Raw genomic sequence first — 19,070 nt, 5'->3', positions numbered from 1 at the left:
CCTCCAACGATCAGCCAATAACTTCGCTCCCGCACGACCGAATGCTTCAGGTGAAGCCGCCGCCGATCAGCCGGCTCCACTGCTCGCCCGCAAGCCCGTTCAGGAAGGCTTGAGAGTTCTTCATGGCATCCAGAAGCTCTGGATCGCGGGAATGCACCACGGTCGAGGCAACGGTCAGGAAAGCGATGCGTCGCCCAAGCATTGCCTCCAGAAGTGCGGGTTGAATGCGCCCGCGCAGGCCGCTGACGCCGCGTACGGCGGCATGATCGATCAGGCAGTCGATCACCGAACCCGCCTGACCGGGAAGGGCGAGGATCTGCAGCACGCGACCGATTTCACCCGCCCGTGCGTAATAGGCGAATGCGCCGACATTGCTGCCGACCGGCGATGTCACGGAAACGTAGATAAGCTCGCCGAGCTCCGGCTTTTGTGCCGCATCGATCAGGATATGAGCAAGTTGGCTTTCCGCCCACGCCGGGCGCAGGGCGAACTGGGCGGTCAACGGTTCGACGAGCTTGGCAAATGTGTCGCTGTCGATTTCGGATGTCCGAAAGGCGCCATGGCCTGCCCCGTCCGCCGCCACACCGGACCAGCGTCGTTCGCTGGACTTCATTCGCCTGCAATAAAATCGGTCGAGGGCATGCGCAAACGGATTAAGCATTCTGGCAAGCTTCATGCGACTGGCGGAAAGGCCGAGCACAAAGCTTGACGGCCGCATCACGCGTACCCAATCGAGACTGTATTGCGGCAGGACCACGCCGCGCAGCCGTGTCCACAACCTTGCAGAGATGTCGTTGGCCGTCTCGCTGAAGGAGATGTCTTGCGGACCATCCAGGTAAGCTTTCAACAAGCGGGCTCCGGCCATCGGGTCGCGCTCATGATCCTCGACCATGAGCGAGCTGCAGATGGCGGCTCGTAATTGCCGGCCGTTGAACTGCATCGGCAATGCGTGAACGCCGACAAATCCGGAGACGCGGCCGGCTGCGTTGACGTGGACAAGCGACCGCAGATCGCCTCCGCAACCCGGCGCCTCCAGATAAAACCGTCTCATATAGTCGATGAGCGCTGGCGTCGCTTCGGTCCGCTCTTTGCGCAGCACGCGTTGAAACATGCCTGCGACTGCCGGAAGATCGGCACCTTCCAAGGCGCGAATGACGCTCAAGCCCGGCTCCCGGCACCGGAGTCCCCGCGTTTCCAGACCATGGCAAGGCAAGGCTTCCCATCGGCCATCGCGGCGACCGTCGGGTGTTCGTAGCGGTGCAATCTCGACCAGTTGCAATCGCTCCGGTGGCCGAAAGCAGAGCTGTAATGCTGCGGCAAGGTAGGCCCTTTGCTTGATCATGAAAACGAGCGTCGTTGCTGTTACCAACTTCGGGTAAACCGATGTTGAAGTATTGGTAGCGAATCGAGTTTTATCGGACGCAGCCTTGTTTCGTCGGTGCCGCCGCACGTCCGGCGAAGGCTCAGCCTGCAACTTCCGGTGCGAAGCCAAGTCGCTTGGCTACTATCCTTGCCCGCGTCGCCGGTCTTGAGACGAACCATGGCAAGTGCTGCCATGATCTGCCGCTGTTGCCTGGTGCAGGAAAAAAACCGGCGCCAAAATCGACGATCATGGCGGAAGCAGCCGGAAATCCTTGCCTTCGGGCAGCAGCTGCCCGCCGTCGACGATGATGGTCGTGCCGGTGATGTAGCTGGCGTCGTCCGAGGCCAGGAACAGGAAAGCATTGGCCACGTCGCGCGGGCTGCCGAGGCGGCCGAGCGGTATGGAGTCCTCCATGTTCTTTATATAGGCGGCGCCGCGATGCAGCTGGATTGCTTCGGTGAGGATATTGCCGGGTTCGACGCCGTTGACGGTGATGCCATAGGCAGAGAATTCGAGAGCGGCCGAACGGATCAGGCCGTTGATGCCGGCCTTGGTCGCCGAATAGTGGCCGTGACCAGGGCTGGTGACGTGCGGGCCGGTGATGGAGGAGGTGAACAGCATGCGGCCAAAGTGCTGCGCCTTCATCGGAACGAGCGCGACCCGGGCTGCATTGAAGCTGCCGCGCAAATTGACCGCCATGACACGGTCCCAGTCCTCCGGACTGGTGTTTTCCAGCAACTGCCACGGATAGATGCCGGCATTCTGGACCATGATTTCGAGACGGCCGTGATGGTCGAGCGCCAGTGCAACGGCGGCCTCCGCATCGGCCATCTGCGAGATGTCGGTGCGAATGAAGGCAGCGCCGAGCTCATCCGCGGCCGCTTGCCCGGCCTCGACCTCGGTATCGGCCAGGACCAGTTTCGCGCCCTCTTCGGCAAAGCGCTGTGCGATGCCCTTGCCGATGCCGCGCGCACTGCCGACGATCAGCGCGATCTTGTCTTTGAGCCGCCCGGTCATGCCAGCCTCTGGCGAATGGTTTGCTTGAAAGCGTCGAGCAGCACGGCGGCAAGCACCAGCAGGCCATGGATCACCTCGGTGAAGTTGGCCGGAAGGCCCATGAGGTTGATCGCGGTGTTGATGGCCGACAGCAAAAGCACGCCGGCATAGACGCCGGGCAGTGTGCCGACGCCGCCCTTCAGGCTGACACCGCCGATGACGACGGCGGCGAACGCGTTGAACAGCAGGCCGACGCCGAGATTGGCGGTGGCGCCGGAGGTGCGGATCACCAGCAGCCAGCCGGCAAGGCCGGCGATGGCGCCAGCGAGAACGAAGGCGATGACGAGGTTGCGGTTGACGCGGATGCCGGCGCGGAAGGTTGCGGTCTCGTTGCCGCCGATCATGACGAGGTGCCTGCCGAAGGGGGTCTTGGCCATGATCAGCGAGAAGATCACGAAACACGAAATGGTAATCCAGGCGGTGAGCGGCAGGCCAAGGAGGCGCTGAATGCCGAACCAGCGGATTGCCGGCGCAAGATCCTGCGCGGAGCGGCCGCCAGAAATAACCAGCACGAGGCCGCGCACCCAGATGTAGGACGCCAGCGTGATGATGAAAGCACTCATCTTCACCTTCACAACCAGGTAGCCGTTGATGGCGCCGATGATGCCGCCGACAACGAGGGCAATAAGCAGCGAAACCGGAACCATCAGCCATTCCGGATGCAATTGGACGCCAAGGCCGATACCCGCCGAGCAAAACAGGATGCCGACCGCCATGGCGCCGAGCGCCGCCACGGATTCGACGGACAGGTCCATGTGGCCGGTGATGATGACCAGCGCCAGGCCGATCGACATGACGCCAAGCACGCTCGACGCCTCTATGATGTTGGCGAAGATGCCGAGCTGGAAATAGTTTGGAATGAAGATGGAGAAGACCACCAGCACGAAGACCAGCATGAACCAGACGAGGTTGTCGAGGGTGAACTCGAGGGCGTGGCGCGTGCGGGGATTCATGTGCTGATCCGACTGGCGCATGACCCCGAAAGCCGATTCGATTTTCGGGATTATGCGCGGATTGAAAATTGCTGCAGCGTGCCTGCGCGTTCGTTCTGACGTGCCGGGCTGCAGAGGTTGGGCTCCGGGCCGGCGTGGCCCGAAGCCCTAGGCGACTTTGCTATTCGACCGGCTTCACGGTGTCCGTGGGCGGCTTCATATTGCCCCAGAAGGCCGGGTTGTCGACGTTTTCCTTGGTGATCGCAGCGCCGGGGATCTTGATATTTGGCCCCCAGGCTTCCTTGGTCACGGTCGACTTGAGGCCGAGCACGTCGTACTCGCCCGGCTTGATCTCCTGCTTGTTGACGACCTTGTCCATGAACATGGCGGCGGCGGCGGCCTGAGCGTAGAGCGGCTGCTCGACTTCGACGTTGAGCCAACCCTTGCGGATCAGGTCGAGGCCGACCGGCGCACCGTTCGAGCTCATCAGCATGACGTCGCCCGGCTTCTTGCCGGCGGCCTCGAGCGAGGCGACGGCGGCGACCGAGAGGTGCGCCGCATGGCTGAAGATCAGGTCGATATCCGGGTTGGCAAGCATCTGGTCGGCAACGATAGTGCCGGCATTGCTGGCTTCCCATTGCATGGCAGGCACCGAGATGATCTTAACGTCCGGGAACGCCTTCATCTTCTCCTCGAAACCCTTCTGGATGTCGAGCGTGTAGGGGTCGCCAGGATCGCCGAGCACCTGGAGGATCTTGCCTTTCACCGATCCGTGCTTCGCCTTCAAGAGCTTCTCGGCCTGATCGGCGGCAATCTGGCCGATCTCGACCGTTCCCGCCACCGAAGTGAAGTCGGACGGTGTCGAGGTGATCTGGCGATCGAACTCGACCACCGGGATGCCGGCGGCGCGGGCGGCCTCGATAGACGGCTTCAACGCATTGAAATCGACGGCAGCGAGAATGATCGCCGACGGCTTGAGCGCGATGACGTCGTTCATTTGCGATTGCTGAGCGTCGGTCTTGTTATCGGCGTTCAGCGTCTTCATCTCGTAGCCGACCTGCTTCAGGAACATCTCCAGAGCGCTCACCGAGCCGGTCTGGAATTCGTCGAGCAATGTCGGCACCAGGTAGTAGACGGTGCCCTTGGACTGGGCAAATGCCGGCGTGAGCGTGGCAAAGGCCAGTGCCAGGATACCGAAGACAGCAAGAAGTATTTTCTTCATGTCGTTCGCTCCTTTTGCGCCGGACCCCTCATTTGTCCCTCAGCCTGCCGGTCCGGCACCGGCGAGCGTCTCTCCGGTGATCATGTTGACCACCGCGTCGGGACTTGTCTTGTTGCGCGCGACATCGCCCGCCACGACACCTTGCCGGATCACCACGATCCGGTCGGCGACCTGGAAGGCCTGCTGCATGATATGGGTGATGATGACGACGCCGATACCTTGGCTCGCCACCTGGCGGATCATGTCGAGACCGCGCCGCGTCTGCTCGACACCGAGTGCTGCGAACGGCTCGTCGAGAAGCACGAGCTTGCCGCCAAAATGCACGAATCGGTTGAGTTCGATGGCCTGCCGCTGGCCGCCCGAGAGGTGCTCGACATTGGTTCTGAGCGATGGGATACGCGTGCCTGCGCTGGCCAGCGCCTTTTCGACCACCTGCTCCATGGCGGGTTCGTCGAGCACGGGAACGCCAAGAAATTTCCTGGTGATCTCGCGGCCCATGAAGAAATTGGCCACCACGTCGACATTGGTGCAAAGCGAGAGATCCTGGTAGACGGTCTCGATCCCCGCCGCCTTGGCCTCGGCGGGAGATTTGGCGAGGAATTCCTTTCCTTCGAACAGCATGTGACCGGAGGTCGGCTCCAGCCCGCCGGCGATGATCTTGACCAGTGTCGATTTGCCGGCGCCATTGTCGCCCAAAAGCGCCACCACCTCGCCCTTGCCGATCGAGAAGCTGATGCCCTTGAGCGCTTCGATCGCGCCATAGTTCTTGGCGACGTTGTCGAGCACCAGCAGAGGTTCACTCATGCCGCGATCCCCTTGCCTTGCAGGATATCTCGCCCGCGTTCGCGCTCGGCGGTGAATATCTGGCCGAAGCGTGGCGAAAGCACCCCTGAGACGGCAAGCGCTGCGGCCCCGCGCAGCACCGCATGCTGGCCGCCGCGCGCGACGGTGACACGGGGCGCCGTGCGGTCCTTTCGCGCCGAGATCGAGTTGGGAAGGTTCGCAACCGAACCGGCCAGTCGTTCAAGCAAATCGGTGGACGCCAGCCCGCCGAGGATGATGGTTTCGGGATCGAACAGGTTCTCGATGATGGTGATGGCGTTGCGGAAGATCGGCCCGACTTCGCTGACCCACTCGGCGTCGCTGATGTTCCGGCGCCGCAGCGCCTCGAGCGAGAGGTACCGTTCGAGGCAGCCGCGATTGCCGCAGGGGCACGGCTCGCCACCAGGCGCGACAGGGATGTGACCGATTTCGCCGGCATTTCCCCAGGCGCCGCGCAACGCGCTTCCGTCATGCACCATGACGCCGCCAAGACCGACTCCGAAATAGAGATAGTAGTATTCGGAATACCCCGTCCCGAGGCCATACAGGCGCTCGCCCATTGCCGCGGCCGCCATGTCGGTCTCAAAAAACGCGGGCAGCCCGGTCGAGGCCTCCAGCCGTTCCCGAAGCGCCACGTCCTTCCAGCCGGTCATCGTCGTCGGGCCGATAAAGCTCATCGACTCCACCCCGAAAGGGCCGGGCAGCGCCATGCCGATGCCGAGAACGCGACCGCCAGGCCGCAGTCGGGTCAATTCAAGCACCATCGAGCCGATCAGGTCGAAGGCGTGGTCGGGCGTAGCGTTGGGGGCATCGCGGTAGGCGCTCTCGATCACGTCTCCGCTCAAATTGATCAGCGCTGCATTGATACCCAGCGGGGTGACATGGATGCCGACGGCATAGCCGCCCTCCGGGTTGATCCGCAGGGTCGCCGGGGGCAGCCCGCGCCCCCGCGGCTCTTCGCGCATGGACAGAACGTAGCCGTGTTCTTCCAACTCGCGAACGATGGTCGATACCGTTTGCACGGTGAGCCCGACCCGCCGGGCAATTTCGCCGCGGGCGATCGGACCGTGAAGGCGGATGGATTCGAGGACGATGCGCCTGTTGTAAGGCCTCCCGAATTCCTGATTGGTCCCCCGCAGTGCCATGTCTTGCGTCCCTAGGAGACATGAGGTTCGCACCGAATATTTATTCAGTCAAATGGAATTCAAAAAAGAATTTCAAGCGCGATCCCGGCTAAGTCGCATTCCTTCGCGCCCCCCTCTGTCCTGCCGGACATCTCCCCCACAAAGGGGGAGATTGACAGCTTCGACGCGGTGCTCATTCATGAGAGACTGGCGATTGACGAAAGCCGGGATAACGCCGATCTCCGCAATGGGCAGGGCTATCGCAGGTAGAAAGCCGAGGCTTTCGCTCTACGATGTACCCCACCCCTAGCCCCTCCCCACAAGGGGGAGGGAGACTTCCGCTGGCGCTGACCTCGGCAAATTGCCTGCCTTTCGGCGCCAAGGGGAAGTAAGGGCGCGCGGCAGCGTTCCCTCCCCCTTGTGGGGAGGGTTAGGATGGGGGTCCACCTTCGCAAAAATCCAAATACGATTGCCCTGCCGCAATGGGGGAGATGGTCGGCACGACAGGCTGCAACTATGCCAGGGAATTAGATCAGAGGTACTGCGCGACCTTCTTGCCGACCCTGAGGAAGCGCAGCGGGTCGATGGCTTCGCCGTTGTGGCGGATCTCGTAATGCAGATGCGGGCCGGTCGAGCGGCCGCTGCTGCCGGTCTTGCCGATGACGTCGCCGGCGTTGAGCCTCTCGCCGACGGTCACGTCGATTTTGCTGAGGTGCCCATAGCGGGTCGCAAAGCCGTTGCCATGGTCGACCTCGACCATGCGGCCATAGCCGCCGTTCCAGCCGGCCTTGACGACGATGCCGGGCGCCGTGACCTTGGCGGGCATTCCGGTCGGCGCCCTGAAATCCATCCCTGAATGCAGCGCGGCGGTGCCGAGCAGCGGGTCGGTGCGCACGCCGAACGGGCTGGTGACAGAGCGACCGGGGGCGGGATTGGCGAGCGGCAGCCGTCGCGCCTCCGTCTTCAGACGGTCGAGCGCGTCCAGCGCCTCGTCGAGTTCCCTTACCTTGCTGTCGAACGTCATCGAACTGTCGAGCGGTATCAGCGGACCGCCGGCATCGCTCTTGCCGAAATCGCTGTCGACCGGCAGGCCAGCCGCCTCGAGCGCCTGAGAGATCGCGTCGGCGTTTCTGTAGGCGTTGTCGGCAAGCGTGGTGATGCGGGTGAGCTGCTGGCTCTCTATGGCCTTGAGCGACTCGTTGATCGATACGAACAGTCTGTCGGCACGATCGGCCGCCGTGTCGCTCGGCAGCGGATCGGTGCGGGTCGACCACAGGGAGAACGGCCTGGTATCGCCGGCGCTAGGGTTGGCGCCGACGCTGGCAACCGAATAGGCCTGCGGCTGGGCGTCGGTCCCGTCGGCGCGTTTATCAGGCTTCGCGGACGCAGCAGTGCCCGCGGCAGCTGGCGTGCCGGCATCGCTCTCGCTGCGTTCGAGGAGCGGGCCGAGGCGGCCATGGCGCAGGCTGAGCTGGGTCTGTCGTTCCAGCAGTTCGCCAACCTTGGTTTCCATGAGCTGCTGGTCGAGAAGCTGACGGCTGGTGATCCGCTCGACCTGGGCGCGTAGTGCCGAGATGCGGTCCTCATAGGCCTGCTGCATGCGCGCCTGCCGTGCCGTGGTCGCGCCGATCAGGTCGTCGCGCAGCACGAGATAGGAGGTCGCCAGCAGATAGCCTATCGCCATCGCGGCCAGGGCGGAGCCGCAAAATGCGGCTGCCCATGGCCGTATGGTGAAATGCCTTATCTCGTTGCCCCGGGCGATAATGACCGTGTGGGGCTCCTTGCGCCTGCCGAAGACCGTTGACTGACTGGCTACGTTCACGGGACCAAGCTTTCGTTACGACACCAACGACAAGCCTGATTACACATCATTAAGGTTAACGGTCGGTTGCTAACGCCCAGATGCTTGCAGCCCATGGGTTGCAGCCGAATTGGCATCAGGGGCTGACGTGCAGGCTCCGGCGCCTGATGCCTCACATTCGGCTTCAGGCCACAGCCGGTGTTTACGTCAAAGCGCGCGCACCGCCTCCAGCACCGCCTCGGCATGGCCTTTGACGCGAACGTTTCGCCAGATCCGGGCGATCCGCCCGTCGCTGCCAATCAGGAACGTTGCACGCTCGACACCCATATAGCGGCGACCATAAAGCTTCTTCTCGACCCACAGGTGATAGGCTTCGATCACTTTGCGCTCCTCGTCGGCGACAAGGTCGATGGTCAGATCGTATTTTGATTTGAATTTGTCGTGTTTTCGGACGCTGTCCGGCGACAGGCCGATGACGGCGGCGCCGAGCTTTTCGAATTCGGGCTTCAGCTGCGAAAAGCCGATCGCCTCATTGGTACAGCCGGTGGTGTCGTCCTGCGGATAGATGTAAAGCACGACCGGCTTTCCGAGGAAGGCCGCGAGGCTGAGCGATCCGCCGCCGTCGCGGGGAAGATCGAATTGCGGCGCCAGATCGCCGACGTCGAGATCAGCCATATCGATGCCCTTGTTTGTGGTTACGCGCCAAGCCGCATCGATATAATGTGAAACTGGGATTCGTCCACCGGTCGAGTTCGTTCAACGGAAAATTGCGTGGATCAGGAGCAGCCGCAGCACGAGAAGATCAGATTCAGGCGTGATGAGATCACCGACCTGGGTGCCTTCCCGTCCGCGTGCCGCGTACCGCCGCTCGGCCAGGCGTCGATCGGCCGCGGCGTTCGTATTCTTGCGCGGCTGTTTGCCGGCCTTATGGCCCTTGTGCTGCTGGCCGCTGTCGCTGTGTATGCGATCGGCATGTCCGGTTTCGGCGCCGAGCGGCTGCGGGCCGAAGCGGAAACGGCCATCGAGAAATTGGCCGGCGTCGACGTCGATGTTGCGGTTGGGCCGGCCCGTCTGACGCTCGACGGGTCGAGCTTCATCGCGCTGCAGGTCAGCGACGTCAGCCTCAAAGCCGCCGACGGCAAGCCAATGGCCGACGCCGGGCGTGTCCGCTTCGGCATAAGGCTGATACCGCTGCTTTCGGGCGAGGTGCGGCTCACCAGCGCCAGGATTTCCGATGCACGCATCGTGATGGCGGCGCTGCCGTCGGGCGGCGACTGGACGGCGGCGCTGCGCAATGAAGATGGCCTCGTCGACCCGGAAAGACTGTCCGATGCGGTCTTTGCCAACATCAACCACGCGCTCGATGCGGTGCGCGAGGATTCGATGCGCCAGATCGACCTCCGCAATGTCGACCTCGTTCTGCCCGAGGCGGGGTCGGTCAAACTGGTCAGGATCACAGATGCCGCCGTTGCGCAGTCGGGGCCGGGCGGCATGGAGTTTTCATCCGACGCGGATATCGACGGCAGGGCGCTCACCATCGCTGCCTCAGCCACCCGGGATACGACGACACAGCGCGTGACGGCGTTGGATGCCAGCGTCGAGATAGCGCAGACCGGCGAGGCTGCGGCCGCGCCGGGCGGGACGCTGGGTGCGATTGCCTTGAAGCTGGCGGGGTCGGAAGGATCCGGCGAGAACGCGTCGCGGCTGACGGCCTCGTTGTCGTTCGCCGGTTCCGTGCTCGATTTTGGCTCGCGTGGCTCGCTTACAGCAGACGCCGATCTGGATGCGACACTTGTCGCCGGGTCGAACAAGATCCAGGTCGACAAGCTGCTGTTGAAAACCGATCGCTCGATCTTCAATTTCGCTGGTTCGATCGGGCCGAAGCCTGCGACCGGGACAGCGGGCGAGGAGCCATCCTATCGCTACGACCTGACCAGCGACGGCTCGACGCTGGCGCCTTCGGAATCCTCCGAACCTGCGCTCAATTTCATCGCCCGCGTCGCCGGCGTCTACCAGACCAGGAGCCACAAGCTCGTGGCCGAGCAGATCGGGATCAGGTCCGGAACCGCCAGCGAGGCACTGGGCACGGCTTCGGTTGAGTTCGCTAGGGGAAAGGTGCCGGGCATATCTGTTGCCTTCAACGTCCACGACATGCCGGTCTCGCATGTCAAGCAGTTGTGGCCCTGGTTTTCCGCGCGAAAGGTTCGCCTTTGGGTGCTGAAGAACCTGTTCGGCGGCCGCGTCGTCGATGCGAGCCTGCAATTCCAGGTTGCGCCAGGGCGTCTCGGCAACGGGATCCCGCTTTCATCAGATGAAGTGTTCGGCCGTTTCCAGATCGAGGGATCGCGTTTCGATACGGCCGGCCACATCCCGCCGATACGCGATGCCGCGGGCGTCGCCGAATTCCACGGCAACGACGTCGACATCGCCTTGTCCTCGGGCAACGTCTATATGGGCAGCGGCCGCACGGTGGCGGCAAGCAACGGCACGATGACGATCAAGGCGGCGAACCGCCCGCCGGTGATCGGCGCGCTCGATATCGACGTCGCCGGGGAAGCGTCCGCAATCGCCGAACTCGCCTCTTATGATCCGATCAATGCCATGCGCCATGTCGGCCTGCTGCCGGAAGATCTGTCGGGCACGGTGACCGGCCACGTCAAGGCGGACATTCCGCTACAGTCCGGCGTCGACAGGTCGAAACTCGATTGGCTGGTGACGCTCGATTACAAGGACCTGTCGCTGGGCAAGCCGTTCGAAGGCCAGACGGTGACCGACGCCGACGGTTCGATCAGTGTGGAGCCTGAGAAGGCCGTGATCTCCGCCAAGGCGCTGCTCAACGGCATTCCAGCCGAACTCGACCTGATCGAACCGCTCAGGGATGGCGGACCGCCACGCAGCCGGAAAGTGGCGCTGGTGCTCGACGACAAGGTGCGTGCCGCCGCCATGCCTGGCCTGTCGGAGCTGCTTTCGGGAACCGTCAAGGTTGAGATCGACAAGAGCGGCACGGGCAACGAGACTGTTTCGGCGGACCTGACCAATGCCAGGCTGGACATTCCCTGGGCAGGCTGGAGCAAGGGACCCGGCATTCCAGCCGATGTCACCTTCGCCATGGCCAAGTCAGGCGACACCACGACGCTGTCCGACTTCGACCTGAATGGAAAGACTTTTTCGATCGACGGCGGCGTGGTGCTGGTCAACGGCGCCCTGTCCTCGGCGCGGTTCAGCAACGTCAAGTTGAACCGGGGAGACGACGTTGCCGTGTCGGTGAAACGATCGGGCAAGGGCTACGCGATCGACATCAGCGGCAGCGCGCTGGACGCGCGCTCGCTGATCAAGCAATTCACGTCCGATGTCGACACCGCCACCAAGGCCACGGGTTCCGACGCGATTTCGGTGAGCGCCGATGTCAATTCCCTGACCGGCTTCCACAACGAGACACTGTCGAACCTGAAGCTCGACTACAGCGCCGCCGGCTCCAGGGTGAACGGCCTCAAGGTGAGCGCCACGGCAAGTTCGGGTGCTGCCATAAGCATCAGCAATACGACCGGCGCTGGCAGGCGTGCCCTCAATGTAACGTCGGCCGATGCCGGCGCCATACTGCGGTTCCTCAACATCTACGAGCATATGGAGGGCGGTTCGATCACGCTGGCGCTCGCCGGGGCGAGCGATGGGCCGATGAAGGGCCAGGTCGACTCGCATGATTTCTTCGTGGTCAACGAGCCGAAACTCGCCTCGCTCGTATCGACGACGCCGGCCGGTGACAGCCGCAGCCTCAACGAAGCCGTCAAAGCCAATATCGACACGTCGAGAGTGAAGTTCGAGCGCGGCTTTTCCGAGATCGAAAAGGGCGCCGGCTATCTGAAGCTGGCCAATGGCGTGCTGCGCGGCCCGCGGATCGGCACCACCTTCCAGGGCACGCTCTACGACCAGAACAACAACATGGACATGACCGGCACCTTCATGCCGGTCTACGGCATCAACCGCATTTTTGGCGAACTGCCGCTGTTCGGTGCGCTGCTCGGCAATGGCCGCGATCGCGGGCTGATCGGCGTGACCTACCGGCTCAGGGGCGATGCCAACAAGCCGAAACTGGACGTCAATCCGCTGTCGGTGATCGCGCCGGGAATTTTCAGGTCGATCTTCGAGTACCGGTAAGGTCAAAACCCAATCACTTCGAGCGACCGAGTCTTGGCCCTCAGTGGATCGCCCCGGCTGAATTCACGCCCATGACCCCTGGACGAAGCCGCTCGCGCGCCAGTGCCGCGCGAGCGGCTTCGTCCTTGGGTGGGGGGCCGGTCTTTTTTGCCTGTCCCCGATTGGATCTGGTTCGTAGTTACGGGCTGGCTAGGCAATACCGGCTTTCAGCAGTCCTTCGCGGACGTGCTGCACATCAGACTCCTGGGCATAGTGCAGGGTGGCGATAAATGAATCGAGGTCGAATTGGGGATCGAGCGTTCTGATCTTGCCTAGATGCGCCGCGGCCGCGATTTCGTCGCCGAGCCAGCCGTAGCAGGCAGCGGCGAAAGCGTGCTGAACCGAGTCCATGGTTGACAGATGCATGAAAGCTTCGATCGCCTCGCCATACTGGCGCGCGGCGAAATGCGCCTTTCCCAGATGGCTCCAGAACCTCTCCGGGTGGTGCGGGTTCAACTGCATTGCCTTGCGGATCCATTCAATTCCCTCTTCCGGCCTCCCCAGCCACGTCAATAACTCGCCTTGCTGCACCACCACGAGGTCGTAATTGGGATTGAGGGCGAGGGCGCGCTCTTGATGGTAGCGCGCTGTGGTCAGCTCATTGTTGTTCACGTTCACTGCGGCGAGGATGCGGTGGACATCGGCATCGTTGTCGTCCAGCGCCAGCGCCCTGTCCAGCGCTGCCATGATGTCGTTCCAGACGGCATCCCTGTCTTGGCACCAGTTATGGACCCAGGCCTGGCCAAGAATGCAGGCCCGCCAGGCATGGGCATGGGCATAATCGGGGTCGAGCGCGACGGCCCTGCCTATCAAGGTTTGCGCGCGTTCATTATCCGCAATCGTGCTTCGGTGATGCAGCACCTTGGCAGCAAGCACACATTCATACGCGGCCATGTTTGCAGGTTTCGCCCGCGCGAGCTGGTCCCGCTGAGCCGCCTCGACACGACCGGGCAGCGTGGCTGCGATCGCCGCGGTCACCTCATCCTGAATCGCGAATATGTCGTCCAGCTTCCGGTCATATTTGTCTGCCCAAATATGAGCGTCATTCGCCGTGTCGATGAGCTGAACCGTCACGCGCACCCTGTCGCCGATCTTGCGGACGCTTCCCTCCACCAGGTATTGGACGTCGAGTTTCTCGGCCACCTCGCGCACATTCACGGCGCGGTTCTTGTAGACGAAGCTGGAATTGCGCGAGATGACGAACAGCTCATGGTGGCGGGACAGTTCGGTGATGATGTCCTCGGTCAGTCCGTCCGCGAAAAATTCCTGCTCGGGGTCGCCGCTCATGTTGTTGAATGGCAGCACCACTATCGAAGGTTTCGAGATGGATCGCTTTGCCTCGACTTCTGGCAGGACATGACTGTCAAACCCAATGCGATAGAGGCGAACCGGGCGGCTGATGTTCTTTAACGTCTTCTCGCCCAGGTCCTCCATGGCAATTTCGAGACGGTCGGCAATTTGGGTCGCCACCGCTGCGGTCACGCAGATACCGCCGACGTCGGCGAGTTGCTCGATGCGCGAGGCAATATTGACGCCGTCGCCGAAAATGTCCTCATCGTCGAAAATGATGTCGCCGAGATTTATGCCGATCCTGAATTCGATACGCCGTTCTTGCGGCACATCCGAATTGCGCCGTTTCATGCGCTGTTGGATTTCCACGGCGCATTTCACGGCATCGGTCACGCTCTGGAACTCAACGAGCATGCCGTCTCCGGTGGTCTTGATGATCCGGCCCTTGTTCTTCGCGATGGCGGGATCGACCAGTTCTATGCGATGGGTCCGAAGGCGTGCGAGCGTGCCGGATTCGTCGGCCTCCATTAGCCGACTGTAGCCCGCCATATCGGCAGCCAGAATTGCGGCTAGTCTCTGTTCCATCGCTTGAACCAAAAACCAAGCCTATCCTTCCTGGGCTGCCAAATCCAGCAATTTGGGCTTATGGCTGAAACAAGAAGTCTTCCTACCGCAGCAGCAAGAAAGGGCGGATCAGAACCTTCCGCCTTCCGCCAGGTGGCTGCGAACTCGATCGCATCAATGGCGGGAGACGCCCCGATCCGCGCGGCGTCAGACCGGAAACGTCCGATATGAACACGAGTTGGGACCATAGTGGCTGCACTCGCTGACGTCTGCAAATGGCGTGCGCCGTGACAAGGCGGCGCTTTCCAGTGGGTGCAAGTCCCACCCGGCAAGATGCTCCAGCCGGAAGCAACCGGAGCAGGCATGGAGGAGACAAAATGTCTGAAGCCTTCGGATAGTGGTCACGTAGGTGACCGCGCGAGTGTGCAGGCCGCAACGTGAGTGAACGCTGAGCAAGCCTCGAAAAGGACGATGTGCAGGCCGACCCACCAGCCATTGTGGGGAAGGCTGACACGAAATGGGTGAGTGTGAGCGACGATTGAACCCACTTTCGCTGCACCGGGGTACTGGCGGCAGCATGTACACAAGGAAAGCGCACGCAACACGGGAAGCCCCAGGACGTGGTCAGGGATGATCAACCGGACGCCCGCGAGGGACAGGCCGGGCGCGCTGGGGTGGCGGAGAGGCGCGTAGTACCGGGGAAGCCGGGTAATGCCGGTGGAGGGAAGGGGCCTCAGTTCAAGACGAACGCAACAAGTGGAGAGGGACCGGAGATTGGGAAACCTATCAACTCCGAAAAGTGTCCAGAAACTGCAGATGGCGTTACACGCGAAAGCGAAGGCAGAAGCCGGTTATCGCTTCTACGCCCTGTACGACAAGATCAGCCGCGACGATATTCTTGCGCATGCCTTTGCCCAGTGCCGCTCCAACAAGGGCGCGCCGGGTGTGGATGGTCAGGATATCGACGCGTACGGGCTTGAGCGATGGCTCGGCGAACTGGCGCTTGCGCTCAGGCAGGAGACTTACCGACCGGAACCGATCAGACGCGTGTTTATACCGAAGGCCAACGGCAAACTCAGGCCGCTGGGCATCTCGACCGTGCGGGATCGGGTCTGCATGACAGCAGCGATGCTGGTGCTGGAGCCGATCTTTGATGCCGACCTTCCACCGGAAATCTATGCTTATCGTGCCGGGCGCAATGCCCAGCAGGCGGTGATCGAGGTGGAGGAGCTGCTGTTCCGTGGTCATCCGGAAGTGGTGGACGCCGACCTCGCGGACTACTTCGGGAGCATTCCCCATGCCGAACTGATGAAGTCAGTAGCGCGCCGGATCGTTGATCGGCGCGTGCTGCATCTCATCAAGATGTGGCTGGAATGCCCTGTCGAAGAAACCGATGATCGAGGACGGAAGACACGCACGACCGAGGCGCGGGACAACCGGCGCGGCATCCCGCAGGGCTCACCCATCTCACCATTGCTGGCAAATCTGTACATGCGCCGGTTCGTGTTGGGATGGAAGAAGCGCGGCCTTGAGCAAAGCCTCGTCACCTATGCCGACGACCTTGTGATCCTGTGCAGGAGGGGTAACGCCGAAGCGGCGCTGCATCAACTGCGCGCGATCATGGGCAAGCTGAAGCTGACGGTGAACGAGGACAAAACACGAATCTGCAAGGTTCCGGAAGGCGAGTTCGACTTTCTGGGCTACTCGTTTGGACGGATGTACTCTCCGACAACTGGCAAAGCCGTCTGGGCTACCGGCCGTCGAAGAAAAGCATCAGGCGGGCTGTGGAGAATATCCACGCGCTCACCGAACGCCGAACGACATGGCAAGAGACCACAAAGCTGGTGGCTAAGGTGAACCGGGCATTGCGTGGGTGGGCCAACTACTTCTCTGTAGGGACCACCAGCAGAGCATACCGAGCGCTCGACAGCTACACAGCGGTGCGGTTGCGTCGGTGGTTGCGCCTCAAGCACAAGACCAGACGACGCAAGGGCGGGGCTTATCCAGACTCGCACCTTTACGAGCATATTGGGCTCGTACGTCTGACACGGCTTGGGCGCGATGTGCCGTGGGCGAAGGCGTGAGATCTTGTCCGAGAGCCGGATGCGGGAGATCTGCATGTCCGGTTCGATGAGCGGGGTGTGGAAATGGAGCCATGGTCGAACCAGTGAGGCACCGCCAGACGAAAGAGGCGGCAAACAGATATGTTCAACCTACCGCCACCGCGCCACATCTCGACTCTACGCCCTGTGCCGTTTCGGAACCGGGTGGACCTTGGGCAGGATCGCAATCAACCTAGGGTCAAAGTCGCATAAGATTGCAGTGCGGAACTCGTCAGCGATCGTCTACCTTGCAGCCTACCCGAATGTGAAACTATGACCCAACGGCGACATTTGTCTGGACCGTCGGTAGGTCTCGTCAGGGTGGAAACCGGAGTTCGACGCGAACCTAACAGAGCTCGCCGGCTGTTCACGGCTGCTCTACGCGCTCGGTCCTCGGACAAGCCGGCCAGAGAACTATCCTTCCAGAAGCGACGCGGGATCAACGGACGTCGCCTGGCCGGACGTGACGCGCAGGAGAGGGCATCTTTGCAACCGCGACGATCACTCCGGCACGCCGGAGATGCCCAGCGCCTCGACGTAACGCTCGGCGAACACCTTGTCCCGCCACGGGTTGATCTGTCTCTGCAGGGTGAGCGTGTAGGTCGGGAACGCCTCCATCAGCCGCCGCGCCGCCGCCTGCGCCTCGTCCAGCCGGTTGAGTTTGACCAGCGCCATGATCACCACCCGGTGCGAGGAGCCGTAGTTCGGCATCTCGTGCAGCGCGCGTTCTCCCCATGCCAGCGCTTCTTCGTAGCGCTCGAGCATCAGGTAGCTCATCCCGATGCCGGAGAGCGCGATGCCCTTCTCGGGGTCGACCGGGCTCAGCCGCATCGCCCTGTGAAAGTGCTCGATCGCGACGAGCGGGCGGCTGGAATGTGCGTTCACCCAGCCGCTGCCCGTATGGCCCTGCGCCGAATTGGGGTTGAGCAGCAGGGATCGTTCGATCGTGCCCAGCGCCATCTCGTAGTCCTTCGCGCTGTAGGCGATCACCTGCGCGGCGAAGCGTAGGCTGGTGGGGTCGTCGCGCGCTTCCGCCAGTACCTCGCGCGCCATGCGCGCGGCGACTCGGGTATCGTCGGGCTCGTGCCAGCACTGGCTCACGGATAGGCTGCGGATATAGGCGCCGAGTGCCTTCGCCAAGTTGAAGCTAGGGTCGATGCTGAGCGCCTCGTTGGTGAGCCGGCGCACGTCGGCAAAGCCTTCGCGCGTCATGCTGTAGAAGCGCGGCAGCGCGCGAAGGTAGAGGTCGTAGGCGCTGATGTAGTCGGTCGGCTTCATGCGCGCCTGCTTGATCTCCTCCAGCCGGATGCTCGGCTCGACGGCGCCGACGACGCTCTCGGTCACCTTGTCCTGCAGGTCGAAGATGTCGCTCACGTCGCCCTCGAAGCGGTCGGCCCAGACATGGTGTCCGCTGATCGCGTCCACCAACTGCCCGCTGATGCGCACCCGCGATCCTGCTCTGCGGATGCTGCCTTCGAGCACGTAGCGGACGCCCAGCTCGCGCCCGACCTGGCGCAGGTCCACCGCCCGGCCCTTATAGGTGAAGGACGAGTTGCGGGCGATCACGAAGAAGGAGTTCACTCGGCTCAATCCCGTGATGATGTCCTCCACCAGCCCGTCGGCGAAGTATTCCTGGTCGGGATCGCGGCTCATGTTGGTGAAAGGCAGAACCGCGATCGAGGGTTTCTCGGGCAGGGGAGGCAGTGCAGTCACCGAGGCGCTGGCGTCGGTCTCGACGCGGTAGGCGCGCACAGGCCGCTCGATGTTCTTGAGGCGCAGGTCGCCGAGCGGCGTGAAGCCGCAGTCGAGCTTGCCCTGAAGGTGGTCGTAGGCGGTGCCCGAGACGACCACGGTGCCGGGATCAGCGATGCTTTCGAGGCGGGCGGCGATGTTGACCCCGTCGCCGTAGAGGTCGCCGTCCTCCTCGCAGACCACGTCGCCGAGATTGACGCCGATGCGGAAGCGAATCCGCTCTTCCTCGGGCGTCTCCGCCTCGTGTTCTGCCAGGGCCTGCTGGATCGCCATCGCCGAGGTCACCGCGTTAACGACGCTCGCGAACTCGCACAGCATGCCGTCGCCGGTGAGCTTGACGATCCGACCCTGGTGCTCGGAGACCAGTGGTTCGAGGAGGTCCTTGCGGTAGATCTTCAGCCGCTCGAGCGTGCCGCGCTCGTCGCGCTCCGTCAGGCGCGAATAGCCGACCACGTCGCAAGCCAGGATCGCTGCGATGCGGCGCTGCGTGGTCATTGCACCGCTCAGCCAGGCGCCTGCACGCGGGCCGCCCCGCGTCCATGTCCTGCCAACTTCCGGACGCCCTACGTGCATGGTATCCATCTCTCCCAGTCGCCGCCCGTCGCCGATACAGAACGGAGAACGCAGCTTGACCTTGCCTTCACGAGACTTCGCTATCCCGCTTGCGAGCGTTCCAGTCGCCGCGCTAACAGCCAACCCGACGACACGCCCACGCAGCCTCTGGGGACGCTGACCACTCCCAGAAGGCCGGAGATATTTCCTGCTCTGTGTAACCGGTTGACGCCACCGTGGCGGTGCTTTTGTCACCGCGATGTAACAGCGAGATGCCCTACGAACGCCCGCATCGG

The 19,070-nt window shown here is 62.6% G+C and carries 13 protein-coding genes; 3 read left to right on the top strand and 10 right to left on the bottom strand.

Annotation, left to right across the window (positions count from 1 at the left end; translation table 11 throughout):
* Positions 1–46: 46 nt before the first annotated feature.
* The 8 genes from AC0NIE_RS24020 to AC0NIE_RS23985 form a co-directional block, all read right to left on the bottom strand.
* A complete protein-coding gene (locus AC0NIE_RS24020; protein WP_473488911.1) occupies positions 47–1,162 on the bottom strand; it encodes a hypothetical protein in 1,116 nt (371 codons plus the stop codon).
* A gap of 447 nt (positions 1,163–1,609) precedes the next feature.
* Positions 1,610–2,380: an SDR family oxidoreductase gene (locus tag AC0NIE_RS24015; protein ID WP_473488900.1), complete on the bottom strand. Its 771-nt coding sequence runs from the start codon at positions 2,378–2,380 to the stop codon at positions 1,610–1,612.
* Positions 2,377–3,372 carry an ABC transporter permease gene (locus AC0NIE_RS24010; RefSeq protein ID WP_473488901.1) on the bottom strand — a complete coding sequence of 332 codons (996 nt, stop codon included), beginning with the start codon at positions 3,370–3,372 and terminating at the stop codon, positions 2,377–2,379. Before AC0NIE_RS24010 ends, AC0NIE_RS24015 begins: the two co-directional genes overlap by 4 nt.
* 160 nt (positions 3,373–3,532) lie before the next feature.
* Positions 3,533–4,573, bottom strand: a complete 1,041-nt coding sequence (locus tag AC0NIE_RS24005; RefSeq protein ID WP_473488902.1) for a sugar ABC transporter substrate-binding protein — start codon at positions 4,571–4,573, stop codon at positions 3,533–3,535.
* 39 nt (positions 4,574–4,612) lie between these two features.
* Positions 4,613–5,377: an ATP-binding cassette domain-containing protein gene (locus tag AC0NIE_RS24000; protein WP_473488903.1), complete on the bottom strand. Its 765-nt coding sequence runs from the start codon at positions 5,375–5,377 to the stop codon at positions 4,613–4,615.
* Positions 5,374–6,540, bottom strand: a complete 1,167-nt coding sequence (locus AC0NIE_RS23995; protein ID WP_473488904.1) for an ROK family transcriptional regulator — start codon at positions 6,538–6,540, stop codon at positions 5,374–5,376. The genes AC0NIE_RS24000 and AC0NIE_RS23995 overlap by 4 nt, the downstream gene beginning before the upstream one ends.
* 511 nt (positions 6,541–7,051) lie before the next feature.
* The gene (locus tag AC0NIE_RS23990; RefSeq protein ID WP_473488905.1) at positions 7,052–8,341 is read right to left on the bottom strand and encodes a M23 family metallopeptidase; all 1,290 of its coding nucleotides are present in this window, start codon (positions 8,339–8,341) and stop codon (positions 7,052–7,054) included.
* A 186-nt stretch (positions 8,342–8,527) separates the two neighbouring features.
* Complete coding sequence (locus AC0NIE_RS23985; protein WP_473488906.1) at positions 8,528–8,995, bottom strand: peroxiredoxin; 468 nt, start codon at positions 8,993–8,995, stop codon at positions 8,528–8,530.
* A 96-nt stretch (positions 8,996–9,091) separates the two neighbouring features.
* Here AC0NIE_RS23985 and AC0NIE_RS23980 point away from each other — a divergent pair, with 96 nt between their 5' ends.
* On the top strand, positions 9,092–12,475 hold the full coding sequence (locus tag AC0NIE_RS23980) for a hypothetical protein (RefSeq protein WP_473488907.1): 3,384 nt from the start codon (positions 9,092–9,094) through the stop codon (positions 12,473–12,475).
* A gap of 189 nt (positions 12,476–12,664) precedes the next feature.
* Here the strand turns inward: AC0NIE_RS23980 and AC0NIE_RS23975 are convergent, their stop codons facing one another.
* On the bottom strand, positions 12,665–14,389 hold the full coding sequence (locus tag AC0NIE_RS23975) for an adenylate/guanylate cyclase domain-containing protein (protein WP_473488908.1): 1,725 nt from the start codon (positions 14,387–14,389) through the stop codon (positions 12,665–12,667).
* A 795-nt stretch (positions 14,390–15,184) separates the two neighbouring features.
* Between AC0NIE_RS23975 and AC0NIE_RS23970 the strand changes: the two genes are divergently transcribed.
* Positions 15,185–16,225 carry a reverse transcriptase domain-containing protein gene (locus AC0NIE_RS23970; RefSeq protein ID WP_473487885.1) on the top strand — a complete coding sequence of 347 codons (1,041 nt, stop codon included), beginning with the start codon at positions 15,185–15,187 and terminating at the stop codon, positions 16,223–16,225.
* Positions 16,153–16,452, top strand: coding sequence for a group II intron maturase-specific domain-containing protein (locus tag AC0NIE_RS23965; RefSeq protein WP_473487886.1), 300 nt, complete (start codon positions 16,153–16,155; stop codon positions 16,450–16,452). The genes AC0NIE_RS23970 and AC0NIE_RS23965 overlap by 73 nt, the downstream gene beginning before the upstream one ends.
* A 519-nt stretch (positions 16,453–16,971) precedes the next feature.
* Here AC0NIE_RS23965 and AC0NIE_RS23960 read toward each other — a convergent pair.
* Positions 16,972–18,717 (bottom strand): adenylate/guanylate cyclase domain-containing protein, encoded by a 1,746-nt coding sequence (locus AC0NIE_RS23960; protein WP_473487887.1) that lies wholly within the window; start codon positions 18,715–18,717, stop codon positions 16,972–16,974.
* Between the last annotated feature and the right edge of the window lie 353 nt (positions 18,718–19,070).

It is taken from the genome of Mesorhizobium sp. WSM4842 (assembly GCF_055901575.1).
Note: the sequence above shows the minus strand (reverse complement) of the source record. Positions and strands in the feature narration are given on the sequence as shown.

Excerpts from the sequence above, each read along its gene's own strand:
- AC0NIE_RS23970 (WP_473487885.1), top strand. The coding sequence starts at position 15,185 with ATGGCGTTACACGCGAAAGCGAAGGCAGAAGCCGGTTATCGCTTCTAC.
- AC0NIE_RS23960 (WP_473487887.1), bottom strand. The coding sequence starts at position 18,717 with ATGACCACGCAGCGCCGCATCGCAGCGATCCTGGCTTGCGACGTGGTC.
- AC0NIE_RS23985 (WP_473488906.1), bottom strand. The coding sequence starts at position 8,995 with ATGGCTGATCTCGACGTCGGCGATCTGGCGCCGCAATTCGATCTTCCC.
- AC0NIE_RS24010 (WP_473488901.1), bottom strand. The coding sequence starts at position 3,372 with ATGAATCCCCGCACGCGCCACGCCCTCGAGTTCACCCTCGACAACCTC.
- AC0NIE_RS23995 (WP_473488904.1), bottom strand. The coding sequence starts at position 6,540 with ATGGCACTGCGGGGGACCAATCAGGAATTCGGGAGGCCTTACAACAGG.
- AC0NIE_RS24005 (WP_473488902.1), bottom strand. The coding sequence starts at position 4,573 with ATGAAGAAAATACTTCTTGCTGTCTTCGGTATCCTGGCACTGGCCTTT.
- AC0NIE_RS23975 (WP_473488908.1), bottom strand. The coding sequence starts at position 14,389 with ATGGAACAGAGACTAGCCGCAATTCTGGCTGCCGATATGGCGGGCTAC.
- AC0NIE_RS24000 (WP_473488903.1), bottom strand. The coding sequence starts at position 5,377 with ATGAGTGAACCTCTGCTGGTGCTCGACAACGTCGCCAAGAACTATGGC.
- AC0NIE_RS24015 (WP_473488900.1), bottom strand. The coding sequence starts at position 2,380 with ATGACCGGGCGGCTCAAAGACAAGATCGCGCTGATCGTCGGCAGTGCG.